This is a genomic window from Clostridium sp. DSM 8431 (assembly GCF_900116755.1).
In the GTDB taxonomy this organism is placed as follows: Bacteria; Bacillota; Clostridia; order Clostridiales; family Clostridiaceae; genus Clostridium.
This window is the reverse complement of record NZ_FPBY01000016.1, coordinates 1-26,911: the sequence shown is the minus strand read 5'-3', so window position 1 is coordinate 26,911 and position 26,911 is coordinate 1. Positions and strand designations below refer to the sequence as shown.

The window sequence follows — 26,911 nt, the reverse complement described above, 5'->3', positions numbered from 1 at the left end:
CTATTAATATATTTTCGAGATTTTTTTTATATAACTTAATACTTAAGCATATTATTTATTTTTTATGCTTGGGTTTCAATATATTAACATAAACAAAATCCTTTATCTGAGCAAATAATTCCCTATCTCTGTAGACTTCAATATCATCATAGTCTCTTAAATCTGACTTAATACCATATGCATTTATCCCCATTTTCTCTGCTAAATAAAGGGCTCTAGGAAGATGATGTTCATTAGTAATAATAATCATACTCTCAATATGAAATACTTCTTTTGCCCAATATATACTGTCATAAGTTGATACACCTGACTTATCTAATAGTATAGTACATTCATTCCCATTTTCTTTATTAACCTCAATGGCAGTTATGAGCCTATCTGCTAGCATTTCATTATCAACCTCTTTATTTTTACTTTTTATGCCTAAAACTAAAATATTTTTAATATTACAAGGTACCTTTTTATTTTTAAGTATTTTCCGTGCACCATAACTTTGTACAGTATCAATCATTAACAAAACAGTAATCATAGCAAAAAAGGCTAGAATTAATATAAAAATAATCATTTTACTCAACACCTTTTTTTCTCTTACTATTAATATATCTATCTATTGCCTTTTTGCTAATAAAATATAGAATTTTGTCAAATATAATTTGTTAATCTATACTGTTAATCTAAAAAAGCCGCCTCACTTAGTGAGACAGCTTTTAATTATTCTTCTATTTCTTTTTTAGGCTCAGCAGCTATTTTTATACCAAGCTCACTTAATTGTTTTTCATCAACTATGTTTGGTGCTTCGCTTAAATAGCAGTATGCATTTTGGTTTTTAGGGAATGCTATAACATCTTTTATGTTATCAGTTCCAGCTAAGAACATTATCATTCTATCGAAACCAAATGCTAATCCACCATGTGGTGGTGGTCCAAATTTAAATGCATCAATCAAGAAGCCGAATTTTTCCATAGCTTCTTCTTCACTGAAGCCTAAAGCTCTAAACATTCTTTCTTGAAGGTCCATATTATGAATTCTTATAGAACCTCCTCCTAATTCTTCACCATTTAAAACTAAGTCATAAGCCTTAGATCTTACTGCTCCTGGATTAGATTCGATCATATCTATATCTTCATCCATTGGTGCAGTGAATGGGTGGTGACATGCCTTAAATCTTTCTTCTTCTTCACTGTATTCGAATAATGGGAATTCAGTAACCCAAGTAAACTTAAATTCGCTCTTATCCTTTATTAAATCAAATTCTTTAGCTAAGTGTAATCTTAATGCTCCTAAGCTATCAAATACAACTTGGTTCTTATCTGCAACTATAAGTACAGCATCTCCTGTTTCTGCTCCCATAGTTTCTGCTATCTTAGCTGTAACATCATCTGTTAAGAACTTAGCTATTGATGATTTTACTCCATCTTCTTTAAATTGAATCCAAGCAAGACCTTTAGCTTTATATCCTTTAACGAATTCTCCAAGCTTATCAAGAGGCTTTCTTCCAAGAGAAGCTCCACCCTTTAAGCATAAAGCTCTAACTGATCCGCCATTTTCTATAGCTGATTTAAATACTACAAAATCCATATCCTTAACATCTTCTGTAATATCAGTTATAAGCATATCAAATCTTATATCTGGCTTATCTGAACCATACTTTTCCATAGCTTCCTTAAAAGTCATTCTTTGGATTGGAAGCTTAACTTCATGTCCTATAACTTCTTTAAATACATGAGCTATTAATTTTTCATTGTATGATATTATATCTTCTTCTTCTACAAAGCTTAATTCCATATCTACTTGAGTAAATTCTGGTTGTCTATTAGCTCTTAAATCTTCATCTCTAAAGCATTTAGTTATTTGATAGTATTTATCAAATCCTGATACCATTAATAATTGCTTAAAGATTTGTGGTGATTGAGGAAGTGCATAGAACATTCCTGGATAATTTCTTGATGGAACTAAGTAGTCTCTAGCTCCTTCTGGTGTAGACTTAGTAAGTATTGGTGTTTCAACTTCTAAGAATCCATTCTTATCCATAAAGTCTCTTATTGCCTTAGATGCCTTATTTCTTATATTGAAGATTTTAAACATATCTGGTCTTCTTAAATCAAGATATCTATATTTTAATCTTATTTGTTCTGAAGCATCTAATCCTTCTTTAATGTATATTGGTGGTGTATCTGATTCTGAAAGAATTTTCACATTTTCACATAAAAGTTCTACCATTCCAGTTTTCATATTTTCATTTGGTGATTGTCTTTTTACTACCTTACCAGTTACAGCTATGCAGTATTCTGGCTTTATAGTTTTAGCTTTTTCAAAAGCTTCTTTATTTATTTCTTCACCAAATACAACTTGCATTATACCTTCTCTATCTCTAAGATCTATAAAGTCAAGTCCACCTAATTTTCTATTTCTTTGAACCCATCCCATTAGAGTAACAGTTTGCCCTATATGTTCTTCTCTAGGTTCACCACAATACATGGTTCTTTTTAATCCGCCTAAAGCTTCTCCCATTTATATGTCATTCCTTTCTCATTTAATTGCATTAACAATTTCTTCTATATTATCAAGAGAAACTTCAAATATTTCTCCGTCAGACATTCTTTTTAACTTTATAACTCTATTTTCTAGTTCATCATCACCTAAAACAGTAGTAAATCTAGCTCCTATTTTATTAGCATATTTCATTTCTGCTTTAAAGCTTCTTCCCATGTGATTAATTTCAACTTTTGCTCCATTAATTCTTAACTTATTAGCAAGAACAAAAGCTTCTTTATAAGCTTCTTCTCCTCTTGAACCTATGTAAAGAGCAAAATCTTCTTCTTTTGGTATTTCAACGCCTTCATTTTCAAGAGCCATAATCATTCTTTCAATACCCATACCAAATCCAATGGCAGGCATATCAGGTCCATTTAACTCTTCAATAAGTTTATCATATCTTCCTCCACCTATTACAGTAAAGTCATCATTGATAATTTCAAATATAGTTTTAGTATAATAATCTAATCCTCTAACTATTGTTGGATCTATTACATATGGAATATTTAATAAATCTAAATATTCTTTTACTTTATCAAAGTGGTCTCTACATTCATCACATATATAATCTAATATGCTAGGCGCACCTTTAGTTATTTCTTTGCATTTCTTTTCTTTACAATCTAAAATTCTCATAGGATTCTTTTCAAATCTGCTTTTACATGTATCGCAAAGATCATCATAATTTTTGCCTAAGTATTCCTTTAAGGCTTCATTATATTTAGCTCTACATGTAGGACATCCTAAATTGTTCATGTGAAGTTCTAACTTAGTTAAACCTAATTTTTTTAAAACATCCATTGCAAATGCAATTACTTCACCATCTATTGATGGTTCTTTAGATCCAAAAACTTCTAATCCACATTGATGGAATTGTCTAAGTCTTCCCTTTTGTACATTTTCATATCTAAAGCATGGTGTTACATAATATAACTTTGTTGGTTGAGCTTCATTAAATAATCTTCCTTCAATAAATGCTCTAACTGCTGGTGCTGTTCCTTCTGGCTTTAATGTTATACTTCTGTTACCTTTATCATTAAAAGTATACATTTCTTTTTGTACTACATCTGTAGTATCTCCAACACCTCTTAAAAATAATTCAGTATGCTCAAAGATAGGTGTCCTTATTTCTCTAACTCCAAAGTTTTTTGCAACACTTTTAAATGTGTTTTCAACATAGTGCCATTTATAGCCATCTTGAGGTAGCATATCTTTGGTACCTTTAGGTGCTTGCATTTCCATTACTTAATCCTCCTTATTTATATAACGTATCTAGTAACTTAATCTTACTATCTACCATTTCTTTAATTCTATCAACATAGCCTTTAACATCTTTTACATTTCCAAAACGTTCTATTCTTCCTTCATCTATAAATACAACCTTTGTAACTGCATCAGCGCCAAGTGCTATAATTGTCTGATTATCTTCTATCATTTCCATATTATAAAGACATTCTTTGCCTTTTTTTGTATACCCTAGGTTTTCCATATTTCCAACCATGTTCTTTTGTCTATACATATAATAAGGTTGTAAATCTAAATCTTTAGCTAACTTACGGCTTTCATCATACATCTTTAAAACTTCATCTTGGCTCTTAAGTCCAAGACCTTTCTTTAGTATAAAGTTTTCATACATGATTGAACCTCTTTTTAAAGATAATCCATGAACTGTAAGACTATCTGGTGAAAGTTTTTTAATTTCTTCAGCTGTATACTTAGCTTCTTCTAAACCTTCTCCTGGAAGCCCAATTATCATGTCCATATTTATATCTTCAAAACCTAATTCTCTTGCTAATTTAAATTTCTCTCTTATATCATCTGAAGTATGTCCTCTACCTATAAGTTTAAGAGTTTTATCATTCATAGTTTGAGGATTAATACTTATTCTTGTAACATTATACTTCTTCATAGACTTTAACTTTTCTTCAGTAATAGAATCTGGTCTTCCACATTCTACAGTAAATTCCTTTATATTTCTAGAGTCTACAAAGGAATTATATATCTTATTCATAATATTTTCAAATTCTTCTTCATTTACTGCAGTTGGAGTTCCTCCCCCAAAGTATACAGTCTCTATTTTTAATCCTTTTTTATCAATATACTTCTTTATTTCTTGAATTTCATAGCTTAAAGCCTCTAAATATGATGATACAAGTTTTTTATTACTACCTATAGGGTTAGCTGCAAAAGAACAATATAAACATCTTGTTGGACAAAATGCCATTCCTACATAAACTGAAATAACTTTTTCATCAGTATTAACATACTTTTCTTCAAATTCTGCAACGTCTATACATAATTTTGCTTTTTCAGCTTGAGTATAATGTTCTTTATAGAATATATCTTCTATTTCCTTTTCGCTTTTTCCTTCTTTTAAATGCTTTAAAGCAATTTTTGAAGGTCTTATACCAACTAAAGTACCCCATGGATATACTTCTCCAGTAATATCTGATAAAGCTTTAAAAATAGCCTTTTTTATAGTCTCTTTTTTAGCTTCTTCTTCTGTAAATAAAACTTCTCTAAATATATCTTCATATTTAAAAGTAATCTTTTCATCTGTTATGTTAACTTCATATTCGCCTTCTGTTTCTGAAAACTTAAGCTCATCTAATGTATAATAAATATTAAACATTTGATAAACATCATAGCGATATTTAAAATCATTTAATTTTATATTTCTTTCCATTTTTTCTCCTTAACTTAAATAAGGATTTCTCTCCTTTTCATATCCTATAGTAGATGATGGTCCATGTCCAGGACATACTATTGTATTATCATCAAGCTTTACCAATTTTTTAATGCTATCTATTATTTTATTAAAATCTCCACCTAGGAAATCAGTTCTACCCACATTTGTTCTAAATAAAGTATCACCTGTAAATAAGTATTCATCTATCAAGAATGAAAGTCCTCCTTCAGTATGTCCAGGTGTGGCTATTACTTTAACATCATGTTTTCCTAATTTTATAATATCTCCATCTAATAAATATTTATCAGCTTTTCTTACCTTAGGAAATAATTGTGGTAGTTTTTCTTGATACTCTTCATCAACTTTACTCATATAAAATGGCACATTATATTTATCTGCAATTTCTTCAACTGCTCCTAAATGATCAAAATGTCCATGAGTCAATAGTATATATTCTAAATTGACATCTAAGCTTTCTAATGCAGCTATTATTTTCCCAGCTTCATCACCTGGATCTACTAAGAAAGCTTTTTTAGTTTCTTCATCAATTACTATATAGCAATTTTCTTCAATTTCACCTGTAATTACTTGTCTTACCTGCATTAATAACACCTCACACTTTTAAAAATTTTTTTTACTATCTAATAATATAGTAACTGGGCCATCATTAACTATATCTACAGTCATATCAGCTCCAAATTTTCCACATTCAACTTTTAATCCACTCTTTTTTATTTCACTTAAAAAAGTTTCATATAAATTTTCAGCATCACTTCCCTTCATGGCCTCCATAAAATTAGGTCTTCTCCCTTTTCTACAGTCTCCATAAAGGGTAAATTGAGATATAATTAATAACTCTCCCTTTACATCAAGTAAAGAATTGTTCATTTTATCACTTTCATCTTCAAATACTCTTAGATTAATAATTTTATCTTTTATATAATTAATATCTTCTATAGTATCATCCTTTGAAATTCCAAGTAAAACATTAAAACCTCTTGATATTTCACCTATAACTTCACCATTTACAGATACCCTTGAAGATTTTACTCTTTGTACTACTGCTCTCATTATACATTCTCCTAATTATTCATTCTAAATACATCAACTACACCTGGTAATTTTCTTATTTTCTTCATAAGTTCTTTTAATTGATCTCTTGTATCAATTTTTATCTTTATACTTATTAATGCTTCATTATCCTTTGTTGAATTAGCTGTTAATGAATTTAAATATAAATTAGAATCTGTAATTACTTTTGTAATATCAGATAAAATTCCCTGCCTGTCCTCAGATTTAACTCTTACCTCTGCAATATATGAAGCCCCTTTAGCTGTTCCCCATGAAACTTCTAAAACCTTATTTGGATCATGCATAATTAAGGATTGTAAATTTGAACAATCAGTTCTATGTACAGAAACCCCTCTTCCTTTTGTTATATATCCCATAATTTCATCACCAGGAACAGGATTACAGCATCTTGCAAATCTAACCATAAGATTACTTTCACCCTTAACAGTTATTCCATAATCATTATTAGGTTTATTATTTTTTTCAGCCTTTTGAATTTGCTCTTCAATAAATTTATTTTCAGCATTTTCACTATTCTTTTCTTTTTCTAAAAGATTCTCTTCCTTTAGTTTTGCTACAAATGCTGATGCACTAATATTTCCCATCCCAATTACAAAATATATATCTTCTGTATTATGTATATTATATCTCTTTTGCATTCTTTCATAAGCATCCCCATGAGTTATGTCAGCTAAATGAACTCCTTGTTTTTTAAGTTCTTTTTCAAGTAGCTCTCTTCCTCTATTAATGCTTTCGTCTCTTTTAGCCTTTTTAAACCAAGATCTGATTTTACTCTTAGCCTGATTACTTTTTGCTATATTAAGCCAGTTCATACTTGGCCCCTTTGATGAAGCTGATGTTATTATTTCAACAATTTCACCAGTTCTTAGTTTATAATCTAAAGGAACAATCTTACCATTTACCTTTGCTCCTATACACTTATTACCTACGTCAGTATGTATTCTATAAGCAAAGTCTATTGGTGTTGAACCACTAGCTAAATTAATAACTACACCCTTAGGAGTAAATACAAATACTTCATCTGAGAATAAATCAATTTTAAACCCTTCAATAAACTCTTCTGCATCAGAAGTTTCCTTCTGCCACTCTAACATATCTCTAAGCCATGCAAGCTTTTGTTCAAAATTCTTTTCTTCTCTACCTTCCTGAGATTCAGTATCACCTTCTTTATACTTCCAGTGAGCTGCAATACCATATTCAGCAGTCTTATGCATATCAAAAGTACGAATCTGTATTTCAAAGGTCTTTCCTTGTGACCCTATTACAGTTGTATGAAGTGATTGATACATATTAGGCTTAGGCATAGCTATATAATCTTTAAATCTTCCTGGAATAGGAGTATAAATTGTATGAACTATACCTAAAACTGCATAGCAATCCTTAACTGAATTAACTAAGATTCTAATAGCTGTTAAATCAAAAATTTGTTCAAGACTCTTATTTTTATTTACCATCTTCTTATATATAGAATAAAAATGTTTTGGTCTTCCTTCAACATCACAATCGATTCCAGCCTCTTCAAGTTTAGCAACTATCTCTTTTATTATTCTAGCAATATAGTTTTCTCTTTCTACTCTTTTTTCTGCAATATCCCTTACTAATTGATAATATTCTTCTTCATGTAAATATCTAAAAGAAAGATCTTCTAATTCCCACTTAATCTTAGACATACCAAGTCTATGTGCAAGGGGAGCATAAATATCTAAAGTTTCTTTTGCCTTTCTCTTTTGTTTTTCCTTAGAAACAAACTTAAGGGTTCTTAAATTATGTAATCTATCTGCAAGTTTTATTATTATTACTCTTATGTCTTTTGCCATAGCTAATAACATCTTTCTAACATTATCAGCTTGTTGCTCTTCCTTTGTTTTATATTCTATTTTCCCTAACTTAGTAACCCCTTCAACTAAAGTGGCTACTTCCACATTAAAAATTTCGCTCATTTCTTTAAATGTACATGGTGTATCTTCTAAAACATCATGCAATAATCCGGCAACTATAGTGTTAGTATCCATACCTAGTTCAGCTAAAATTTCCGCAACTTCAACAGGATGAATTATATATGGTTCTCCAGAATCTCTTTTTTGATTTTTATGAGCTTCTTCTGCAAAATGATAAGCTTTTTTTACTAAATCTATGTCTACATTACTACAATTATCTTCTATCTTTTTTAGCAAGGTCTCTATCAAGATAATCTCTCCTATACATATATTTTCTATTTTTAAAAATCAAAGGCTGGTCATCGAACCAGCCCAAAATTTCTATTAAGAATATTATATATTATTATTTATTGGTTTTCAATAAACTTATTAAATAACCTGATTTTTATACTTTTTTATATGTTAAAAAAGAACCCATAAATGAGTCCTTAAATCTTCCTTATATTATACTTCATAATCAACTAAAGATAATACGTCATATCCTTCTAATTTTTCTCTTCCTTTTAATTCAGTTAATTCAATAGCAAAGTCTAAAGAAACTACTTCTCCTCCAACACTTTCAACTAACTTAGCAACAGCTTCTATTGTACCACCAGTTGCTAATAAATCGTCAACTATTGCAACTTTTTGACCTTTTTTAATAGCATCTTTATGTATTTCTAATGTATCTGTTCCATATTCTAAATCATAATCAACTGAAACTGTTTCTCCTGGAAGTTTTCCTTTTTTTCTAACTGGCACAAAACCTACCCCAAGTGCATATGCAACTGGCACTCCAAAAATGAATCCTCTTGCTTCTGGTCCAACAACTAAGTCAACATTCTTATCTTTTAAATGTTCAACTATCTTATCAACTGCATATTTAAAACCTTCTCCATCAGCAACTAAAGTTGTTATATCTTTAAAGCTTATTCCTTCCTTTGCGAAATTTTCAATTACCCTAATCTTGTTTCTTAAGTCCATTTTTGTTTCCTCCAATAAATATATATTTTATACAAATAAATCTTACACAACAGCTGGTTTCTTTAGCTTTTTCAAATATTTAGCTATTTGTTTAGCTCTATCCTTATCTACTGTTGTTAATAATTCTAAAATTATCCTCGCATTATTCACAACACCAACCGTACTTCTCGTTGGAGTAATAAGTTCTATAATATTTTTTATATCATCATCATTCAATTCATTAATCTCATCTAGATTCATTATAGCTTTTAATCCATTATTATTCGTATTTATCAAAAATTTTCTACCTTTTTTTAATATAACACCATTTTCACCACGAGGACATACCTTAGCCCATTGTCCACCTATAAATATCAAATCCAAGTATTTATTAATATTTTTCATATTATAAGATATAGCTACAGCTTGCATTAATTTAAAAGTTAATGCACTTAAGGATAAATTTTTATATTTATAATTGCAGCCTTTTTGTCTTGGATTTATATAGACATAATTTCTTTTTCTAACAGTTCTTCTATTTTCAATTACTATCAGGTCTATATTTAAATCTTTGCAAAGTCTTTCTTCTTTTTGTGATTTTAAATCTAATCCTATTGTAATAAGTAAATCGGCTCCTAAAAAAGCAACTGCATCTTCTACATCTTTACATTCTACTGATTTACAACTTTCTCCACCTTCATGTATAAGGTACTCAACGTCAGCATTTAAATATCTTAAAATAAGACTTAAAGATGCCACTGAACATATTGATTCTACCGATGAGGTGCCATAAACAACTATTTTATTTCTATTATTCACTGCGTAGACTAATTTTTTAATAGCTTCATTCATATGTCTAAGTAAAAAGGGATTATATCCAGTTATGTAATTTGGACTATAAATACTCTCCCAAAAATTACGCATGACTTACTCCTCCATTAATAAGAAAACATATATATTATAGTGTATATTAGTCATAATAGCAAATCATTTTTGAAGAAAAAAAAATACTACCTAATATTTTCAATTTATTAGGTAGTACTTATATATTTAAGCTACTGCTTTTTTATCTTTATTTTTCTTTTTCCAATCCTTAATTACAACCCATAAAGATGGTGCAATTAATACAGAAGAATATCCACCTGAAAGAATTCCAATTATTATTGGGAATGCAAATTCTCTAACAGAAGGTACAAATACATAAACACTTACTATAGTAAATAAAGTTGTAATTGTAGTATATATTGATCTTCTCATTGTTTGATTTACACTTAAGTTTGCAATTTCAGAATTACTCTTTCTTCTTGTCTTCTTAGAGTTTTCTCTAATTCTATCAAATATTACTATTGTAGCATTAATTGAATACCCTACTATAGTTAATATGGCTGCAATAAATGGAGAGTTAATACTTAAGTCAAATATTGCATAAACACTTAATGTAATTAATACATCATGCATTAATGCTGCTAAAGCAACTATACCTGATTTAAACTCAAATCTTATAGCAATATATATAAGCATTGCAACAAATGCAATTCCAAGGGCTGTGAAAGACTTTTTAGTAAGGTCTTCACCTATAGATGCACCTATTTCATCTTGAGATACTAAAATATCTTCATCTGTTGGATACTTTTCTTTTATTTTTGTAATAATATCATCAAGTTTTCCCGAATCAAGATCTGTAGATTTTATTTGATATTGTGTTTCATCTATTGTATTAGTAACTGCATCACTACAATATTCTTTTACTATACTATCTACTTCATCTTTATTAAAATCTGAACCTAATTCTAAAACTACCTTTGAACCACCTTTAAAATCAATACCTATATTTAAACCTTTAACGGCCATCGAAACTAATCCAAGAGCTATAATAATAATTGATATAGCGAACCAAATTTTCTTCTTTTCAACTATTTTAATCATTATGCTTCTACCTCCTTCTTTTTCTTAACGCCGCCTATATGTGATGGTTTTGAAAGTATACCCATTTGAACAGCATTATTCATTAAGAATTTAGTAACTACTAAGGCTGTAAATAAACTTACTAGTATACCAACCATAAATGTTACAGCAAAACCTTTTACAGAACCTGAACCACATAAATATAATACAAGAGCTGCAATAATTGTAGTAACATTTGAATCTACGATTGATGATAAAGCATTTTCAAATCCTCTTTTTACTGAAGTACTTACTGAAACACCTTTTCTTAATTCTTCTCTCATTCTTTCAAAAATAAGTACATTTGCATCAACTGCCATACCAATTGTTAATAAGAAGGCTGCTATTCCTGGTAATGTTAAAGTAATTCCAATCTCTGCAAATAAAGCTAATACCAAAGTTATATACAATGTTAATGATATTGAAGCTATAAGTCCTGGTACTCTATAAACAAAAATCATAAATAAGAATACTAGGCCTACTCCTAAAATACCTGCTTTTACTGCATTAGGAAGTGCTGTTGCTCCAAGTTGAGACCCTACAGTTTGAACTGATGCAGCTTTTAATGTAACAGGAAGTGCTCCTGCATTAATAAGTCCTGCTAATCTTTTAGCTTCTTCAACAGATGTGCTTCCTGAAATACTAGCTTTACCATCTGATATTACTGCTTTTACAGTTGGACTACTAAGTAGTTCATCATCCATATAAATAGAAATTGCCTGTCCCATATATTTTTGTGTTGCTTCAGCAAATTTAGGTTGACCTTCTGAATTAAGTTCTAGAGAAACTTCTGGAGTTCCATCTTGAGCATTAGAAGTTGCTGTGGCCTTTTCTATATCAGAACCTGTAAGTAATACTTCACCATCTGGTGATTTAAAAGTCAATTCACCAGTTTGGCTTAATGAATCAACAATGTCAGAAGAATTGTATTTTCCTGGTATTTCTACTCTTATTCTTCTATCTCCTTCTGTTGTAACTGTTGTTTCCGCAACACCAATTTTATTAACTCTTAATTCTAATTGTTGCTTAGTTTTTTCTAAATCTTCTCTTGTAACACCTTCATCTTGGATTTCCATAACTACTGAAACCCCACCTTGAAGATCTAATCCTTGGTTAATTGCTTTACCCAAAGATTTAAATTCGAATCCACCTATTGTCGCACCATTTATACCAACAAAAGCAAAAATTATAATGGCAATAGTGCTTAATATAAATAATACTGAACTCTTAAATTTTGTCTTCATACTACTCCTCCTCAGTACTAGGGTCAAATTTCACAATTTGTTTCCATTATATCACACGATTATTTTAGAATAAAGATTTTTCAAGTATGATAACCTATTATTCACGCTATTTAGCCAATAAATAATTCCCCTAATAATACTAGATAAATCAAATTAAAATTCCATTTTTTATATACATATTAAAAATATTATTTATGTTTATATAACTTATTAAACGTCACCACCTTCTATTTTTTTCCTTTTTTATTCTCCCTCCAATTAATCCTCAAAATTAATGTACAAAGTGAAATCATATACATTTTTACCTAACTCTATTATTACTATAGCAATTTATTACATAAAAATCAATATAATACATAATACCTTATCGTAAAATGCCTTATTTAATACGTTTTTTATATCATTGCACTAAAAATATAAAAAAAAGATGCTCTTTAACATTTTTTTACAAAAATATTAAAGAGCATCTTTACTATTTATCCTCTTGGCTAACTTTATTAGCTATTGCATTTTTAGAAAACTTTAATCTTACCTTATCTGGACCCGATTCTAGAATTACATCATCACCATTAATATTAGTGATTTTTCCAATAATTCCTCCTCGTGTCATAACTTCGTCTCTAACTTTAAGTTCTGAAATCATAGTTTCATACTTCTTTTTTCTTTTTCTTTCTGGTATTAATATCATTGCATAAAATACTACTAATATTAATATCATTGGTGCTAACTGTATAAGCATACCCATATCTAACACTTCCTGCCTTCCTAAAAAGAAAAATGACTTTCTTTTTGTTACTTCGTAAAGTAGTTTACATTAAATAAATTTATCTTGTCAATACCTTATGCCTTTGCATTCCAGTCCTGTAATTTTTGTGCTTTAAATTCTGCAAATCTATCTTCATCTATAGCTTTTCTTATATCTTCCATAAGCTTGTTATAGAAATAAAGATTGTGAAGTACGCATAATCTCATTGCAAGCATTTCTTTAGCTTTAAATAAATGTCTTATATAAGCTCTTGTATAATTCTTACAAGCTGGACACTGACATCCTTCATCTATTGGAGATGCATCTAATTCAAATTTAGCATTCATTAAGTTTATTTTTCCATTAGCAGTAAACACTTGGCCGTGTCTTCCGTTTCTTGCTGGTAATACGCAATCAAAGAAATCTACTCCTCTTTCTACTGCTTCTAAAATATTTTCTGGAGTTCCTACTCCCATTAAATATATTGGCTTATCTTCTGGTAAATATGGAACTACAGCATCTATAACTCTATACATTTCTTCATGAGTTTCTCCAACTGCTAAACCACCTATTGCATATCCATCAAGATCCATCTTAGTAATAGTTTTAGCATGTTCAATTCTTATATCTTCGTAAACTCCACCTTGGTTAATACCAAAAAGCATTTGTTCTTTATTGATTGTTTCTGGAAGTGAATTAAGTCTATCCATTTCCTTTTTACATCTTTCAAGCCATCTTGTTGTTCTTGCTACAGAATTTAATACATATTCTCTTGAAGATGGATTTGGAATACATTCATCAAAAGCCATTGCTATAGTTGAAGCAAGATTACTTTGAATTTGCATTGATTCTTCTGGTCCCATAAATATCTTATGACCATCTATATGAGAACTAAAGTATACTCCTTCTTCCTTTATCTTTCTTATATTTGAAAGAGAAAATACTTGGAATCCGCCTGAATCTGTTAATATAGGTCTATCCCAATTCATAAATTTATGAAGTCCTCCCATTTTAGCTACAACCTTATCTGAAGGTCTTAAATGTAAATGGTATGTATTTGATAATTCAACTTGGCATCCTATATCCTTTAAATCCATTGATGATACAGCACCCTTAATTGCTGCTAATGTACCAACATTCATGAATACTGGTGTTTGTATAGTTCCGTGAGGTGTTCTAAATTCTCCTCTTCTTGCCTTTCCATCCTTCTTTAGTAACGTATATCTTTTAGACATTTTTTCACTGCTACTCAAAATATGGACAATTATACCCATATTGAGATTTTTCCTTCTTCAATGTATCCTATTTTGTAGTGAACAAATCACATACTACTTTAGGTTGATATGACACTCCAAAGGCGTAAATTCCCCACTTAGCCATGGGTACATATCTATAATTGCTTTAATTTATGCTATATTATAGATTTTGGCATCTCTTAAATTAAGACTTGCATTATAATCCCTATCAGCAACATACCCACATTCACATTTGTAAATTCTATCTTTAAGTTTTAAATCTTTTTTTATAGAACCACAAGAGTGGCATAATTTGCTTGAAGGGTAAAACCTATCAACAATTCTTAATTCAATTCCTAAAGCATTACATTTATTAGTTAATTTATTTCTAAATTCATAAAATTTCTGCTGCATCACTGCTTTAGATAAATGCTTATTCTTCATCAAACCTCTTACATTTAAATCTTCAATTGTAATATATTGTGGCTTGTTTCTTACCACACTACTTACAACTTTATTTATATAATCATTCCTCATATTGGTAAGTCTTTGATAAAGTATTTGTACTTTGACTATTTGTTTTTGGATATTTTGTCTAGTAGCTTTTCCTTTCTCTTTTTTATTTCTTAATTTTAAACTTTCATATTTCCTTGAAAGCTTTCTTTGTTCTCTTAATAATTTTTTTTCTAATTTTTTAACTCTTTGAGTTTTATTTATATTTTTATAAGGCTTATCAATATTGCTACAAATAGCAAAGTCCTTTAGCCCTAAATCAATACCTATTCCTTGATTCAAATTTTCCTGTGGCGTAATCTCTACATCTATTATTACAGATACGTAGTATCTATTTGCTTTTTTTGATACAGTTCCACTAGTTACTTTTGCTCCTACTGGAATATATCCATATTCCTTTAATCTTACATTTTTTAAAGTAGGTATCATTATTCTGTGTCTATCTACTTTCCAATCGCTTTTATTGTTTTTAGGAAAATATAATTTCACATCAGATTTATTCTTCTTCTTAAATCTTGGGAATCTAGATTGACCTTTGAAAAACCTTTTATATGCAGTTTCAGCATTTTGTATAGCTTTCTTTCTAGCTTTAGAACCGCACTTATTTATCCAAGAATATTCTTTTAAAACTTTAATTTCGTTATTTATATACTTATCAAAATCATTAGCACTCATAAAAGCTTGTTTTTTATCTATAAGACCTTCTTTAAATTGAAAATATAACTGATTATTAACTGAAATATACTCATTGTATAGCCATCTACAAATCCCAATACTTTGATCAATTTTCTGTATCTGTTTCATTGTTGGTTTTATTTCTACTTTGTAGTCTCTTTTCAATTTCTTCATCCCTTTCTATCTTCATTTTATATTTTCCTAATCCGCAGATTTTATAACTAAATACATGTAAGATTGATATAACTCAATTTATTTCCAATGTCTTTAATTATTTCATCTACTATTATTTATTCATTTAGAAGATATAAAGTTTAAAAGAAATTCTACTTGATTTTCAAATCATCTTTTTATCCGCTAGTAGAAACTCTTATGTAAATTTCTGTTTTTCTACTTACTCTCAGTTATTCAGCAAAATCTTTAGGTTTATAGTTATGTATTTATTCATTAATATCACCTATTGAGTACATATTGACACTCTTAAACATATTTATCTATACTTTTATCAGTTAAAGTCCATATCCTTAATTATTTTATAAACATAGCATCTCCAAAGGAGAAGAATCTGTACTTTTCTTTAACAGCTTCATTGTAAGCATTTAAAACATGTTCTCTTCCTGCTAAAGCTGAAACAAGCATTATAAGTGTAGATTCAGGTAAGTGGAAGTTTGTAATTAAGTTATTAATAACTTTGAACTTATAACCTGGATAAATAAATATATTAGTCCATCCACTTTGTGCTCTTACTAATCCATTCTCATCACCTATAGTTTCAAGAGTTCTTGTAGAAGTAGTTCCTACCGATATAACTCTCTTACCATTTTTCTTAGTATCATTAATTATTTTAGCATTTTCTTCATCTAAAACATAATACTCTGAATGCATATCATGGTTTTCTATAGTTTCAACCTTAACTGGTCTAAAGGTTCCAAGACCAACATGTAATGTTACATATGCTATATTTACGCCTTTTTCTTTTATCTTTTGTAATAATTCTTTTGTAAAATGTAAACCAGCTGTTGGTGCTGCTGCTGAGCCTTCTTCTTTTGAATAAACAGTTTGATATCTTTCTTTATCTTCAAGCCTTTCATGAATATATGGTGGAAGAGGCATTTCTCCAAGGGAATCTAAAACTTCTTCAAAGATACCTTCATATGTAAATTCAACTATTCTATTACCATCTTCTAATACATCAACAACTTCAGCTTTAAGCTTTCCATCTCCGAAAGTAAACTTTCTTCCTACTCTAGCACTTTTACCAGGCTTAGCTAGACATTCCCATCTATCTTTTTCTACTCTTCTTAATAATAAGAATTCTATTTTCCCACCTGTATTTTCTTTTTCACCTATAAGTCTTGCAGGCATAACTCTTGTATTATTTAATACTAAAGTATCTCCCTCATTTAAGTAATCTATAATATCATGAAAAACTTTATGTTCTATTTCACCAGTTTCTCTATCTAAAACCATTAATCTAGAATGGTCTCTTTCTTCTAGGGGATGCTGCGCTATAAGCTCCTCTGGTAAATAAAAATCAAAATCTGTAACTTTCAATATTAACACTCCTTGTACCTTTTAAATTTAGAAAAAACTTTTCTGTTCCCCATGTTTTGTTTTTCTATTCATTTGTCTCCCCAAATGCTCATAAGCTTTTTCAGTAGCAACTCTACCCCTTGGAGTTCTTATAATATATCCCATTTGTAATAAATATGGCTCATAAACATCTTCTAGTGAACCAAGTTCTTCTCCTATAAAATAAGATAAGGTTTCTATTCCTACAGGACCTCCTCCAAAGTTATCAATAATTGCTTCTAGAATTTTATTATCAACCCTATCAAAGCCTTTATCATCAACTTCAAGAAGTTCTAGTGCTTTTCTTGCTTCCTTTAAACTTATTAAACTATCTGAATATACTTCAGAATAATCTCTTACCCTTTTTAAAAGTCTATTAGCTATTCTTGGAGTTCCTCTAGATCTTCTAGCTATCTCAAGAGCACCTTCTTCTGTTATCCTGCATCCTAAAACAAGAGCACTTCTAATTATTATTTCCTTTAACTCAAGAACAGTATAGTATTCCATAGCACATAATACTCCAAATCTATCTCTAAGAGGAGCTGTAAGCATACCTATTCTTGTAGTTGCACCTATAAGAGTAAACTTTGGAAGATCTAATCTTATAGATTTTGCTGTTGCACCTTTTCCTATTACTATATCTAATGCATAATCTTCCATAGCAGGATAAAGAATTTCCTCTACACTTCTATTTAATCTGTGAATTTCATCTACAAATAAAACATCATTTTCCTTTAATGATGTAAGTATTGCAGCTAAATCTCCTGCCCTTTCAATAGCTGGCCCTGAAGTAACCTTTAAGCTTCCTCCCATTTCCTTTGCTATAATATTTGCAAGAGTAGTTTTACCAAGCCCAGGAGGTCCATATAAAAGTACATGATCTAAAGCTTCATTTCTCTTTTGTGCAGCTTTAATAAATACATCTAACTTTCCTTTTACTTTTTCCTGGCCAATATATTCATTTATTTTTTGAGGACGAAGACTTAATTCGCTATTATCTTCATCTAATTCTTTAGGAGTAATAATTCTTTCCATATTAAAGTGATACCTCCTATCCCATTAAAACTTTTAAACAGTTCTTAATTATATCCTCTACCGAATCTTCTTTATTTACTTTCTTTAATGCCATTTCAGCTTCCTTTTCACTATATCCTAGAGCCATAAGCGCTTCTAAGGCTTCATTTATAGCCAATGCATAGTTTGCATCTTCCTCGCCAGATAGCATATTTTCTTCATTATCTTTATCTATAATCATATCTTCTTTCTTTAACTTTTCTTTAAGTTCTAAGATAATTCTTCCTGCTGTTTTTTTACCTATTCCTGGAGCTCTACATATATGTTTTTCATCTCCCATTATAATAGCATATTTTAAGTTATTAACTCTGCTTATAGAAAGAAGAGATAGTGCTGCCTTTGCCCCTACTCCATTTATAGAGATTAATAACTTAAACATCTCTAATTCTTCTCTAGTTACAAAGCCATAAAGTCCAATAAAATCTTCTCTTACTATCTGTTCAAGATATAGCATAACCTCTTCACCACCACCTGGCATTTCTGACATGGTTGAACCTGATGTGAAAATTTTATATCCAATATTATTATTTTCTACTATTATATAGTCTTTATTAATACCTATATATTTTCCCTTTATATATTCATACATTTCTTATCCTCCAGTAAACTCTCCAAGTCTATCTCACTAAATCCTTATTATACTTTATCATTTAAAGATAAATCTTTCAACCATGATATTTTTTTTTAAAATACAGCTTGCATATTATAAACACATATATATTATGTATTTATAAATATACAAGCTGTACTAAATTCTAAGTTTATCATTTTAACTAATTATTAGAGAATTCTCCATCCTCAACGAAGTAGGTTGGAGATGAATCGCCGAAAGCGATAGCTTCTAATAATTGTTTGTTTATATTTCTAATATTTTTTGATATAATATAACTAATATGTTGTTCTTTCTAAACTGAATATATGGAGTTGCTTAGAGAAATTGGTTCTAAGCGTAAAATATTCAACCATTCGCCCATACTATAAGAGCGAAAAACAAGCCTTGACGATAGTATGACTGAGCAATGGATAATCCCTAAATGGGGTGGCTTCACGCCAAGAAGAAATCAAATGGCTTTTCTAAGTACGTCAGTACAAACCGTCGGAACGACGGGGTTAGCTTGGGTAAACTTATTCCATTAGGAATATTGACCAAGAAGCTCCCACTTCTATAAGTGGAGAGTAGTTCACTAAATTAAGATATTAATTCTGATACTTTTTCTTCTGCTTCATCTTTTGATTTACACTTTAGTTCATTGTTCTTAATCATTTCTTGATCATTTTTTGTAAGGTCTTTAAATTTTTTACCTTCTCTGAAAATATCATTTGTAGGATCTGTAATAGTTAGATTTCCTTCTTCGTCACTTGAATATATAGCAATGCATCCATCTGCTTCACCTATATAATAAATATTAGGTTCTATGCTATTTTCTGTACTTCTCTTATATACGAGTTCCTTATCATAAACGCCATCTAACGCATATCCTTTACTTGATAAAAATTCAGTTAACTCTTTTTGATTTAAATCTTCAGATATTTGAAATTCTTTTTTTAACTCTCCTAAAGCCTTTGAAGATTCTTTAGTATCTCCTTTAAATAATGTTATTAATATACTATTATCTAAAGGTTCTTCTTCCTTTATAGCAAGAGCCTCTTTATCTTCTTCTTCAATTTCTATTCTTTTATTATCTAAATAAGTACTAAATAGAAAAAAGCTAACTGTAAACAAACTAATTAATATAATTACACTAACAAATAATTTTCTTTTAATATTTATCATAAATTTCACTTCCTCTGTTTAAATTATGGACACATGTATATTTTTTTATACATTGTTTTAAATTGACAAATATGTATATTTGCCTTAAACTTTATACAAGTGTATATACACTTGTATATTCTATAAGGGGTTGTGTAAATTGGATCTAGTAAAAGAGATTAAAAAACTAAAAAAAGAAAAAAATGCATTAATTTTGGCTCATTTATATCAGCCAGCTGAAATACAAGATATTGCGGATATTATAGGCGATTCATACTTTTTATCTAAAAAGGCAGTTGAATCTGATTCTAATCTTATAGTTTTCTGTGGTGTACGTTTTATGGCTGAAAGCGCTAAGATTTTATCACCTGAAAAGAAAGTACTTTTACCTGCAGAAGAATCTAGATGTCCAATGGCTGATATGGCATTAACGGACAGGCTTCAAGAATTAAAAGAAAAACATCCTTCTGCTAAGGTTATAAGTTATATAAATACAAACCTTGATATTAAGGCCATGTCTGATGTCTGCGTAACATCATCCTCTGCTTTAAAAATAATGAAAAATATTAAAGAAAAAGATATTATTTTTCTTCCAGATAGAAATCTTGGAAGTTTTATAGCTGAACATTTTCCCGAAAAAAACTTCATATTATATCAAGGTTTCTGTCCCACTCACGAAAGAGTTGAATGCAGTGATATCTTAGAATTAAAAGAAAAATATCCTGATTTTGAAATTCTTATACATCCTGAATGCAAAAAAGAAGTAAGAGACTTAGCTCATTTTATTGGAAGTACTTCTGAAATAATTAACTACTCTGCTTCTTCAAGTTCTAATGGATTTATCGTTGTTACTGAAGAAGGAGTTATTCATCAGATGAAACAAAAGAGTCCTGATAAAACCTTCATTACTCTAAAAACACCAATGATATGTCCTAATATGAAAATGACAAATCTTCAAAAACTTTATGATTGTCTATTAAATGAATCTAATGAAATTATTATTGATGAAGATGCAAGACAAAAAGCCTACACTGCACTTCAGAATATGCATGTATTAGGAGATGACTAATTTATGAATAAAACCTGTGATGTATTAATTGCCGGAAGTGGAATTGCTGGAGTCTATACTGCTTTAAATTTAGATAAAAATTTAAACGTAATAATTGTTACTAAAGAAGGCCTTAAAGACTGCAATTCATTTTTAGCTCAAGGTGGTATTTCTACCTTACTTAATGATGATGATGTTAACTCTTATATTGAAGATACTTTAAAAGCTGGCAACTTTAAAAATGATGAAAAAGCTGTTGAAGTTTTAGTAAAAGAGTCTCGTGAAAACATAAAAAGACTTGTAAAACTTAATGTTAAATTTGATAGAAATGAAGATGGTACTTTAAGTTATACAAGAGAAGGTGGTCACAGCACCTTTAGAATTGCTCATATAAAAGATGAAACTGGAAGATTTATAATGGAAAGTCTTTATGCAGAACTTGCAAAAAGAAATAATATTAAGGTTATTGAAAATTGCAAACTTATAGACATAATAAAAAATGATAATGAATGTTTAGGTGGGCTATGTACCTTAGACAATAAAACATTCCAAATACATTCTAAAGCTGTTATTCTTGCAACTGGTGGTCTTGGAGGTTTATTTAGTTCAACTACTAACTTCCCATGCCTTACTGGAGACGGAATCTCTATTGCTTTAAAAAATAATATTGCAATTAAAGACATTAATTATCTTCAACTTCATCCAACTGTTTTATACGAAGAAAAATCTAATGGAAAAAGACTTCTTCTTTCTGAATCTTTAAGAGGCGAAGGCGGAATAATTAGAAACCTTAAAGGTGAAGAATTCGTTGATTCATTAAAACCTCGTGATGTTGTATCAAGAGCAATATTAAAAGAAATGGCTAAAAATCCAAGCGTTCCATATGTTTATCTTGATCTTACTCATTTAGGTAAGGAATTTTTAATAAAAAGATTCCCTTTCCTTTATGATGAATGTTTAAAGAGAGGATATAAAATGGAAAAGGATATGCTTCCTATTTCTCCTGCTCATCACTATGCTATGGGAGGAATTAAAGTTAATACCTTTGGTGAAACAAACTTAAAAAGTCTTTATGCTCTAGGAGAAACAGCCTGTACTGGTGTCCATGGAAGCAACAGACTTGCAAGTAACTCTCTTTTAGAAGGAGTTGTATTTGGATATAGATGTGCTCAAAAAATTAATAATGAGCTTTATAATGACATTACATCTTATCCTTCAAAAGATGAATTAATAGATTTCCTTAAAGAAAGGGTAGATGAAAACTATGTTAAACTACTTAATTGTTGATGATTTAATACAAAGAGCTCTTACAGAGGACATGCCTTTTGGAGATATAACAACTAATGCTACAATATCAGAAAAAAGTAATTCTAAAGCTTCTGTTATTGCAAAAGAAGATGGTGTTATATGTGGTGTTCCTGTATTTAAAAGAGTTTTTGAAATCGTAGGAAATGTATCCTGTGAATTTAACGTAAATGATGGTGATAAAGTATCAAAAGGAACTGTTATTGGTGAAGTTATAGGAAATACAAGAAATATATTAATGGGAGAAAGAATTGCTCTTAACCTTATGCAAAGAATGAGTGGTGTAGCTACAATTACTTCTAAATATGCTGAATGTTTAGAAGGTCTTAAATCTAAGGTAGTTGATACTAGAAAGACTACTCCCCTATACAGACATTTAGATAAATATTCTGTTCTTTGTGGTGGAGGATGTAATCATCGTTTATCTCTTTCTGATTCTATTCTTATTAAAGATAACCACATTGCAGCTGCAGGAGGAATTAAAGAAGCTGTATCTTTAGCTAAGAGATATTCTTCTTTTACTACTAAGGTAGAAGTTGAAACAGAAACTAAAGAGCAAGTTATAGAAGCATTAGAGGCAAAAGCAGATATAATAATGCTTGATAATATGACTCCTGAAAAGGCAAAGGAAATGGTAGAATTAATTAACGGAAGAGCTATTGTAGAATGTTCTGGAAACATAACTCTTGATACTATCCGTTCTTATGGAGAAGCTGGAGCTGATTATATCTCATGTGGAGCTTTAACCCACTCCTTCGATGTTTTAGATATATCATTAAAGAATTTAGTTAATATTTAATAAATTTTAACAAATAAAACTGTCTTTTTTAAGGCAGTTTTATTTGTTATGATATAATCTATTAATAATTTTACTTATACTTATTTAGAAAGGATGATTAATTTGAAACTAAGCTCAGAGTGTAAAGAGTGTCTATTAAATAAACAAAAAAATAATCTTAAAACTTATGAAAATGAAGAAATTAAAAAAGAATATCTTTTTAAGGTATCAAATATAATTTCTGAAGCTAAAGACACAGAAAATGCTCCTAGAATCTTATCAAAAATTAATGATTTACATAATGACTATTTTAATGAAAACTTTAGTTTTACTGACTTAAAGAAAAAATATAATAAGCTTATGTTAGAAAAAGAACAGGATATATTTTTAAAAGTAATTACTGCTGAGGATAGACTTTTAGAAGCTATTAAGTTTGCACGTGCTGGTAATTATATAGATTTTGGTGCTTTAGGAAATGTTAATGATGAAAAACTTAATTCACTATTAGATTCAGTTACTTCTGAAACTATTGATATGAATATATATTCTGACTTCAAAAAGGATTTAATGAAATCAGAAAATCTTGTTTATATTACAGATAATTGTGGTGAAATTGTTTTGGATAAACTATTAATAAAAACTATTAAAGAAACTTATCCAAAAATAAAAATTAAAGTTTTAGTAAGAGGAATTCCTATTTTAAATGATGCTGTAATGGAAGATGCTTTAGATGTAGGTTTAGATAACTGTGCTGAAGTATATGGAAATGGCTCAGATATTCCTGGTACTGATTTAGATGATATATCTACTGAAGCAAAAGAAATAATAGATAAAGCTGATATGATTATTTCAAAGGGACAAGGCAACTTTGAAACTTTACATGGATGTAATTTAAATATTTATTATATGCTTTTATGTAAATGTGATTATTTTGTTAAAAGATTTAATCTAGCAAAGTTTTCTGGGGTGTTTATTAACGAGAAGAATCTTTAACTTAAAAAGGTATGGATCTAAATAATTTTAAAATACTTAGATCCATACCTCTTCTTATATTATTAAGCCTTAATTTTATTAATTAGAAAATCTCTCACTATACCCACATCTTTTGCAAAGCTCCTCTACCCTTCTGCGACATGAGAAGCCATCATAAATTGCCTTAGCTCTCTCTCCCTCTAATATCTCTTTTAAGGAAGTTTCATATATATTCCCAAGAGGTATATTACCTTCTCCATCTAAGCAACAAGGCACAACAGTTCCATCTACTAATATACCAAAGTGATCTCTTAGTCCTTGGCAGAAGCCTTTATCTCCAAAAGGCTCAATATCCATAGCAGGCCACTGAAATTTTTCTGCTCCATTTAAATATACCCTGTCTTTTATTTTAACCTTATTATCTCTTGAAATAGTTTCAAATAAATCTCCCTCATAATCTAATATGTTAGATACTGAACTTATAATATCTTCATTTAATTTATTGTCACCTTTTAAAGTTTCACTATCCATATTCCATAATCTCATGGCACATATTATATCAGTATTTTCACTAGCTTCCTTTACAAAGGATAATACACTATTAAAATATTCATTAAATTGTATATTATTATCATTTGCTTCAAAACTATGTAAAGAAATATTAATTTGTCTTAAGGATTTTGCCTTTAATAATACATCCTTATGCTTATTAATTAAGGTTCCATTAGTAGTTATATTAACCTTAAAACCTTCTTCATAAGCAATTTGTAAAAATTCCTCTAAATCTTTGTTTAATAAAGGTTCACCCATAAGATGAAGATATATATACTTTGTATAAGGCTTAACTTCTTCTAATACTTTCTTAAATTTATCTACTGTTAAAAAGTTTTTTATTCTTCCTGTTTTAGGACAAAAACTACAGCTTAAGTTGCATACATTTGTAATTTCTATATAAACTTTTTTAAATTTTTTCATACGCTTAATTACCCTCACCTTTATCTTTAGTAATTTTATAATTACTTAACTTATTATAACTGCACACTTAAATTTTTACTACTTCTTTAAAGATTTTATTTCCTTTAATTTTTTCTCTATATTTTCATAGTATTCTTTTCTTGCTGTAATACTATTAATTAATTCTTCTATATCATCATCTTCACTCTTTAAAGGCTCCTTTGCCATATTATAAAGATTATCAATTACTTTTCTCACCTTTGCATTTTTATCACTTTCTCCTGTAATTAGAGAATTACTTATATTTTTAACTGCACTTTGAGAATCTACAATTTCTTTAACAACATCTTCTGACACACTTATTCTATTTACTGCTTCATTTATAAGCTCAGAGCCTTCAGAGGATTTTTTTATTAATTCCTTTATTATTTCACTCATATTTTCACTTGATGCTATTATATCTTTAACCTTTAATTCTGTATTATCTGAAAGATTTTTTATTTCATTTGCAACAACTGCAAAACCTGTTCCAGCATCTCCTGCTCTTGCTGCTTCTATAGCTGCATTTAATGAAAGCATATTTGTCTCAGTTGCTATCTCACTTATTAAATTTGCAATTTTACTTATATTTTTATATTCAGTTTGTAAATCCCCAAAAGATTTAACAATATCGTGAAAGAAATAACTTAATGCTTCCATCTTACTTTGAACCATTACTATACCCTCATTAGCTGTATTAACAATATTACCTGATTTTTTAAAGCCATCAAGTAACTCAGAAATAGAAGAGCTCATATCAAAATCTTTTTGTGTTAAAGATTTTAATTCATCAGCAGTCTCTTTTATTCTATCTTGACTTACGCCTCCTACCCTCTCTAATTCTTTAACCTTTAATAATATATCCTCTTCATTTTGTAATAAATATTTTACTTTTTCATCTATATTGCAAGCTAAGTCAAAAACACTATTAATTTTTTTATCATCTGCATCTCTTTCTCTATTTGCTGAAACAATTTCTATAACCTTTTCTTCTTCTTCTGTACTTTTTTCTTTTTTAAATAAATTGAACATATTATACCCCCTGCATACCATATTATTTCTTATTAATAGTATTATACCATTTTTAAATATTAAACTCCATTTTTTTACACTTTTCCTAGTTTTATATCACAAAAAAAATTAAAGCTAATTCATATAAAATGCTTGTCATCTAATAAAATATGTGTTATCATACTTAAGCACAGTGAGTCAATTAGTGCTTATTTTTATAGGAGCCTGGTCAGTCTTTCGCCGGATACCAGGCTCCTTTTTATTTTGTCTATTTTATATGATTTTTCATTTCAATAAATTCTTTTATTGCTTTAAAAGAAAATTCAAACAAAAATAAAGCTATCTAAATAATTTATACAATTATTTAAACAGCCTTACCTTCATCTTTCTTTGTGTTTTTTATTAGCTCCATAAAAAAACATTAATATTAATGTAACAAGCAATATATATATACCTACAAAAATAATCATCTTTTACCTCGCTACAAATTATTATGTTACTTAATATTTACATAATACCATAATTTTACTATGATAGTGCATTTTTACTTTAAAAATTTTACAGTCAAGTGACCAAACAGAATCCTAAGCTATTTTTAATGACTCAAAAATTTCTTCTATCGGCGTACCGCTTGCGGCAGCTTCATAGATAAATATTGCTTTAGATTTTTGTAGATCCTTCTTAGCAGATTTATATCCAGTATTGAAGTGATAAGAATTATTAGAATACATTTTGCAATAAGTATAGTTTATTAACATTATTGTTAGATATCTATTAATACTTTTTTCACTTCTTACTTGATATCCATCAAGGCCTAAGTAAGTTTTACAGTCTTTAAAAAATTGCTCAATAGC

General features: G+C 29.1%; 24 protein-coding genes and 2 pseudogenes. 4 read left to right on the top strand and 22 right to left on the bottom strand.

Annotation, left to right across the window (positions count from 1 at the left end; genetic code table 11):
• Positions 1 to 55 precede the first annotated feature (55 nt).
• From BM384_RS02935 to BM384_RS02850, 19 genes and pseudogenes are all read right to left on the bottom strand, one after another.
• Positions 56 to 565 carry a SanA/YdcF family protein gene (locus BM384_RS02935; protein WP_090010902.1) on the bottom strand — a complete coding sequence of 170 codons (510 nt, stop codon included), beginning with the start codon at positions 563 to 565 and terminating at the stop codon, positions 56 to 58.
• 146 nt (positions 566 to 711) lie between these two features.
• Positions 712 to 2,511 (bottom strand): aspartate--tRNA ligase, encoded by a 1,800-nt coding sequence (gene aspS, locus BM384_RS02930; protein WP_090010898.1) that lies wholly within the window; start codon positions 2,509 to 2,511, stop codon positions 712 to 714.
• 18 nt (positions 2,512 to 2,529) lie between these two features.
• Complete coding sequence (gene hisS / locus BM384_RS02925) at positions 2,530 to 3,777, bottom strand: histidine--tRNA ligase (RefSeq protein WP_090010895.1); 1,248 nt, start codon at positions 3,775 to 3,777, stop codon at positions 2,530 to 2,532.
• A gap of 13 nt (positions 3,778 to 3,790) precedes the next feature.
• Positions 3,791 to 5,221 carry a coproporphyrinogen III oxidase gene (locus BM384_RS02920; protein ID WP_090010892.1) on the bottom strand — a complete coding sequence of 477 codons (1,431 nt, stop codon included), beginning with the start codon at positions 5,219 to 5,221 and terminating at the stop codon, positions 3,791 to 3,793.
• 9 nt (positions 5,222 to 5,230) lie between these two features.
• A complete protein-coding gene (locus tag BM384_RS02915) occupies positions 5,231 to 5,827 on the bottom strand; it encodes an MBL fold metallo-hydrolase (RefSeq protein WP_090010889.1) in 597 nt (198 codons plus the stop codon).
• A gap of 18 nt (positions 5,828 to 5,845) precedes the next feature.
• Entirely contained in the window at positions 5,846 to 6,295 is a 450-nt protein-coding gene (gene dtd, locus BM384_RS02910; protein ID WP_090010884.1) for a D-aminoacyl-tRNA deacylase, read from the bottom strand.
• Between the two features lie 11 nt (positions 6,296 to 6,306).
• Positions 6,307 to 8,502, bottom strand: a complete 2,196-nt coding sequence (locus BM384_RS02905; protein ID WP_090010881.1) for a RelA/SpoT family protein — start codon at positions 8,500 to 8,502, stop codon at positions 6,307 to 6,309.
• A gap of 195 nt (positions 8,503 to 8,697) precedes the next feature.
• Positions 8,698 to 9,216 (bottom strand): adenine phosphoribosyltransferase, encoded by a 519-nt coding sequence (locus BM384_RS02900; protein WP_090010878.1) that lies wholly within the window; start codon positions 9,214 to 9,216, stop codon positions 8,698 to 8,700.
• A gap of 42 nt (positions 9,217 to 9,258) precedes the next feature.
• Positions 9,259 to 10,119, bottom strand: a complete 861-nt coding sequence (locus BM384_RS02895) for a DHH family phosphoesterase (protein ID WP_090010876.1) — start codon at positions 10,117 to 10,119, stop codon at positions 9,259 to 9,261.
• Positions 10,120 to 10,245: 126 nt separating this feature from the next.
• Positions 10,246 to 11,121: a protein translocase subunit SecF gene (secF, locus tag BM384_RS02890; RefSeq protein WP_090010873.1), complete on the bottom strand. Its 876-nt coding sequence runs from the start codon at positions 11,119 to 11,121 to the stop codon at positions 10,246 to 10,248.
• Positions 11,121 to 12,383 (bottom strand): protein translocase subunit SecD, encoded by a 1,263-nt coding sequence (gene secD, locus BM384_RS02885; RefSeq protein ID WP_090010870.1) that lies wholly within the window; start codon positions 12,381 to 12,383, stop codon positions 11,121 to 11,123. Before secD ends, secF begins: the two co-directional genes overlap by 1 nt.
• A 472-nt stretch (positions 12,384 to 12,855) precedes the next feature.
• Positions 12,856 to 13,128 (bottom strand): preprotein translocase subunit YajC, encoded by a 273-nt coding sequence (gene yajC / locus BM384_RS02880; RefSeq protein WP_175537261.1) that lies wholly within the window; start codon positions 13,126 to 13,128, stop codon positions 12,856 to 12,858.
• A gap of 95 nt (positions 13,129 to 13,223) precedes the next feature.
• Entirely contained in the window at positions 13,224 to 14,363 is a 1,140-nt protein-coding gene (tgt, locus tag BM384_RS02875) for a tRNA guanosine(34) transglycosylase Tgt (protein ID WP_090010918.1), read from the bottom strand.
• Positions 14,364 to 14,534: 171 nt separating this feature from the next.
• Positions 14,535 to 15,716, bottom strand: coding sequence for an RNA-guided endonuclease InsQ/TnpB family protein (locus BM384_RS02870; protein ID WP_090010864.1), 1,182 nt, complete (start codon positions 15,714 to 15,716; stop codon positions 14,535 to 14,537).
• A pseudogene (locus BM384_RS17230) lies at positions 15,658 to 15,955 on the bottom strand (hypothetical protein). Before BM384_RS17230 ends, BM384_RS02870 begins: the two are co-directional and overlap by 59 nt.
• Before the next feature lie 124 nt (positions 15,956 to 16,079).
• Positions 16,080 to 17,105: a tRNA preQ1(34) S-adenosylmethionine ribosyltransferase-isomerase QueA gene (gene queA, locus BM384_RS02865; RefSeq protein ID WP_090010861.1), complete on the bottom strand. Its 1,026-nt coding sequence runs from the start codon at positions 17,103 to 17,105 to the stop codon at positions 16,080 to 16,082.
• Positions 17,106 to 17,132: 27 nt separating this feature from the next.
• On the bottom strand, positions 17,133 to 18,158 hold the full coding sequence (gene ruvB, locus BM384_RS02860) for a Holliday junction branch migration DNA helicase RuvB (protein ID WP_090010858.1): 1,026 nt from the start codon (positions 18,156 to 18,158) through the stop codon (positions 17,133 to 17,135).
• Between the two features lie 16 nt (positions 18,159 to 18,174).
• Entirely contained in the window at positions 18,175 to 18,786 is a 612-nt protein-coding gene (gene ruvA / locus BM384_RS02855) for a Holliday junction branch migration protein RuvA (RefSeq protein WP_090010855.1), read from the bottom strand.
• 600 nt (positions 18,787 to 19,386) lie between these two features.
• Positions 19,387 to 19,971, bottom strand: a complete 585-nt coding sequence (locus BM384_RS02850) for a hypothetical protein (protein ID WP_090010851.1) — start codon at positions 19,969 to 19,971, stop codon at positions 19,387 to 19,389.
• A gap of 139 nt (positions 19,972 to 20,110) precedes the next feature.
• On the opposite strand from BM384_RS02850, the gene nadA reads away from it, so the two are divergent.
• The 4 genes from nadA to BM384_RS02830 all read left to right on the top strand — a co-directional run bounded on the left by nadA (position 20,111) and on the right by BM384_RS02830 (position 24,074).
• Positions 20,111 to 21,019: a quinolinate synthase NadA gene (nadA, locus tag BM384_RS02845; protein WP_090010847.1), complete on the top strand. Its 909-nt coding sequence runs from the start codon at positions 20,111 to 20,113 to the stop codon at positions 21,017 to 21,019.
• A gap of 3 nt (positions 21,020 to 21,022) precedes the next feature.
• Complete coding sequence (locus BM384_RS02840) at positions 21,023 to 22,285, top strand: L-aspartate oxidase (protein WP_090010843.1); 1,263 nt, start codon at positions 21,023 to 21,025, stop codon at positions 22,283 to 22,285.
• Positions 22,263 to 23,102, top strand: coding sequence for a carboxylating nicotinate-nucleotide diphosphorylase (nadC, locus tag BM384_RS02835; RefSeq protein ID WP_090010917.1), 840 nt, complete (start codon positions 22,263 to 22,265; stop codon positions 23,100 to 23,102). Before BM384_RS02840 ends, nadC begins: the two co-directional genes overlap by 23 nt.
• A gap of 102 nt (positions 23,103 to 23,204) precedes the next feature.
• The gene (locus BM384_RS02830; RefSeq protein WP_242945941.1) at positions 23,205 to 24,074 is read left to right on the top strand and encodes a damage-control phosphatase ARMT1 family protein; all 870 of its coding nucleotides are present in this window, start codon (positions 23,205 to 23,207) and stop codon (positions 24,072 to 24,074) included.
• A 78-nt stretch (positions 24,075 to 24,152) separates the two neighbouring features.
• Here BM384_RS02830 and BM384_RS02825 read toward each other — a convergent pair whose 3' ends face one another.
• From BM384_RS02825 to BM384_RS02815, 3 genes and pseudogenes are all read right to left on the bottom strand, one after another.
• On the bottom strand, positions 24,153 to 25,028 hold the full coding sequence (locus BM384_RS02825) for a radical SAM/SPASM domain-containing protein (RefSeq protein WP_090010836.1): 876 nt from the start codon (positions 25,026 to 25,028) through the stop codon (positions 24,153 to 24,155).
• A gap of 78 nt (positions 25,029 to 25,106) precedes the next feature.
• Positions 25,107 to 26,078, bottom strand: a complete 972-nt coding sequence (locus BM384_RS02820; protein WP_175537259.1) for a methyl-accepting chemotaxis protein — start codon at positions 26,076 to 26,078, stop codon at positions 25,107 to 25,109.
• 563 nt (positions 26,079 to 26,641) lie between these two features.
• A pseudogene (locus tag BM384_RS02815) lies at positions 26,642 to 26,911 on the bottom strand (IS701 family transposase); the annotation flags it as partial.

Coding starts and splice junctions, on each gene's coding strand:
- secD (WP_090010870.1), bottom strand. CDS start 12,383: ATGAAGACAAAATTTAAGAGTTCAGTATTATTTATATTAAGCACTATT.
- BM384_RS02895 (WP_090010876.1), bottom strand. CDS start 10,119: ATGCGTAATTTTTGGGAGAGTATTTATAGTCCAAATTACATAACTGGA.
- BM384_RS02825 (WP_090010836.1), bottom strand. CDS start 25,028: ATGAAAAAATTTAAAAAAGTTTATATAGAAATTACAAATGTATGCAAC.
- ruvB (WP_090010858.1), bottom strand. CDS start 18,158: ATGGAAAGAATTATTACTCCTAAAGAATTAGATGAAGATAATAGCGAA.
- BM384_RS02900 (WP_090010878.1), bottom strand. CDS start 9,216: ATGGACTTAAGAAACAAGATTAGGGTAATTGAAAATTTCGCAAAGGAA.
- aspS (WP_090010898.1), bottom strand. CDS start 2,511: ATGGGAGAAGCTTTAGGCGGATTAAAAAGAACCATGTATTGTGGTGAA.
- BM384_RS02840 (WP_090010843.1), top strand. CDS start 21,023: ATGAATAAAACCTGTGATGTATTAATTGCCGGAAGTGGAATTGCTGGA.
- nadC (WP_090010917.1), top strand. CDS start 22,263: ATGTTAAACTACTTAATTGTTGATGATTTAATACAAAGAGCTCTTACA.
- secF (WP_090010873.1), bottom strand. CDS start 11,121: ATGATTAAAATAGTTGAAAAGAAGAAAATTTGGTTCGCTATATCAATT.
- hisS (WP_090010895.1), bottom strand. CDS start 3,777: ATGGAAATGCAAGCACCTAAAGGTACCAAAGATATGCTACCTCAAGAT.
- ruvA (WP_090010855.1), bottom strand. CDS start 18,786: ATGTATGAATATATAAAGGGAAAATATATAGGTATTAATAAAGACTAT.
- BM384_RS02850 (WP_090010851.1), bottom strand. CDS start 19,971: ATGATAAATATTAAAAGAAAATTATTTGTTAGTGTAATTATATTAATT.
- BM384_RS02820 (WP_175537259.1), bottom strand. CDS start 26,078: ATGTTCAATTTATTTAAAAAAGAAAAAAGTACAGAAGAAGAAGAAAAG.
- BM384_RS02920 (WP_090010892.1), bottom strand. CDS start 5,221: ATGGAAAGAAATATAAAATTAAATGATTTTAAATATCGCTATGATGTT.
- yajC (WP_175537261.1), bottom strand. CDS start 13,128: ATGGGTATGCTTATACAGTTAGCACCAATGATATTAATATTAGTAGTA.
- BM384_RS02935 (WP_090010902.1), bottom strand. CDS start 565: ATGATTATTTTTATATTAATTCTAGCCTTTTTTGCTATGATTACTGTT.
- BM384_RS02915 (WP_090010889.1), bottom strand. CDS start 5,827: ATGCAGGTAAGACAAGTAATTACAGGTGAAATTGAAGAAAATTGCTAT.
- dtd (WP_090010884.1), bottom strand. CDS start 6,295: ATGAGAGCAGTAGTACAAAGAGTAAAATCTTCAAGGGTATCTGTAAAT.
- tgt (WP_090010918.1), bottom strand. CDS start 14,363: ATGTCTAAAAGATATACGTTACTAAAGAAGGATGGAAAGGCAAGAAGA.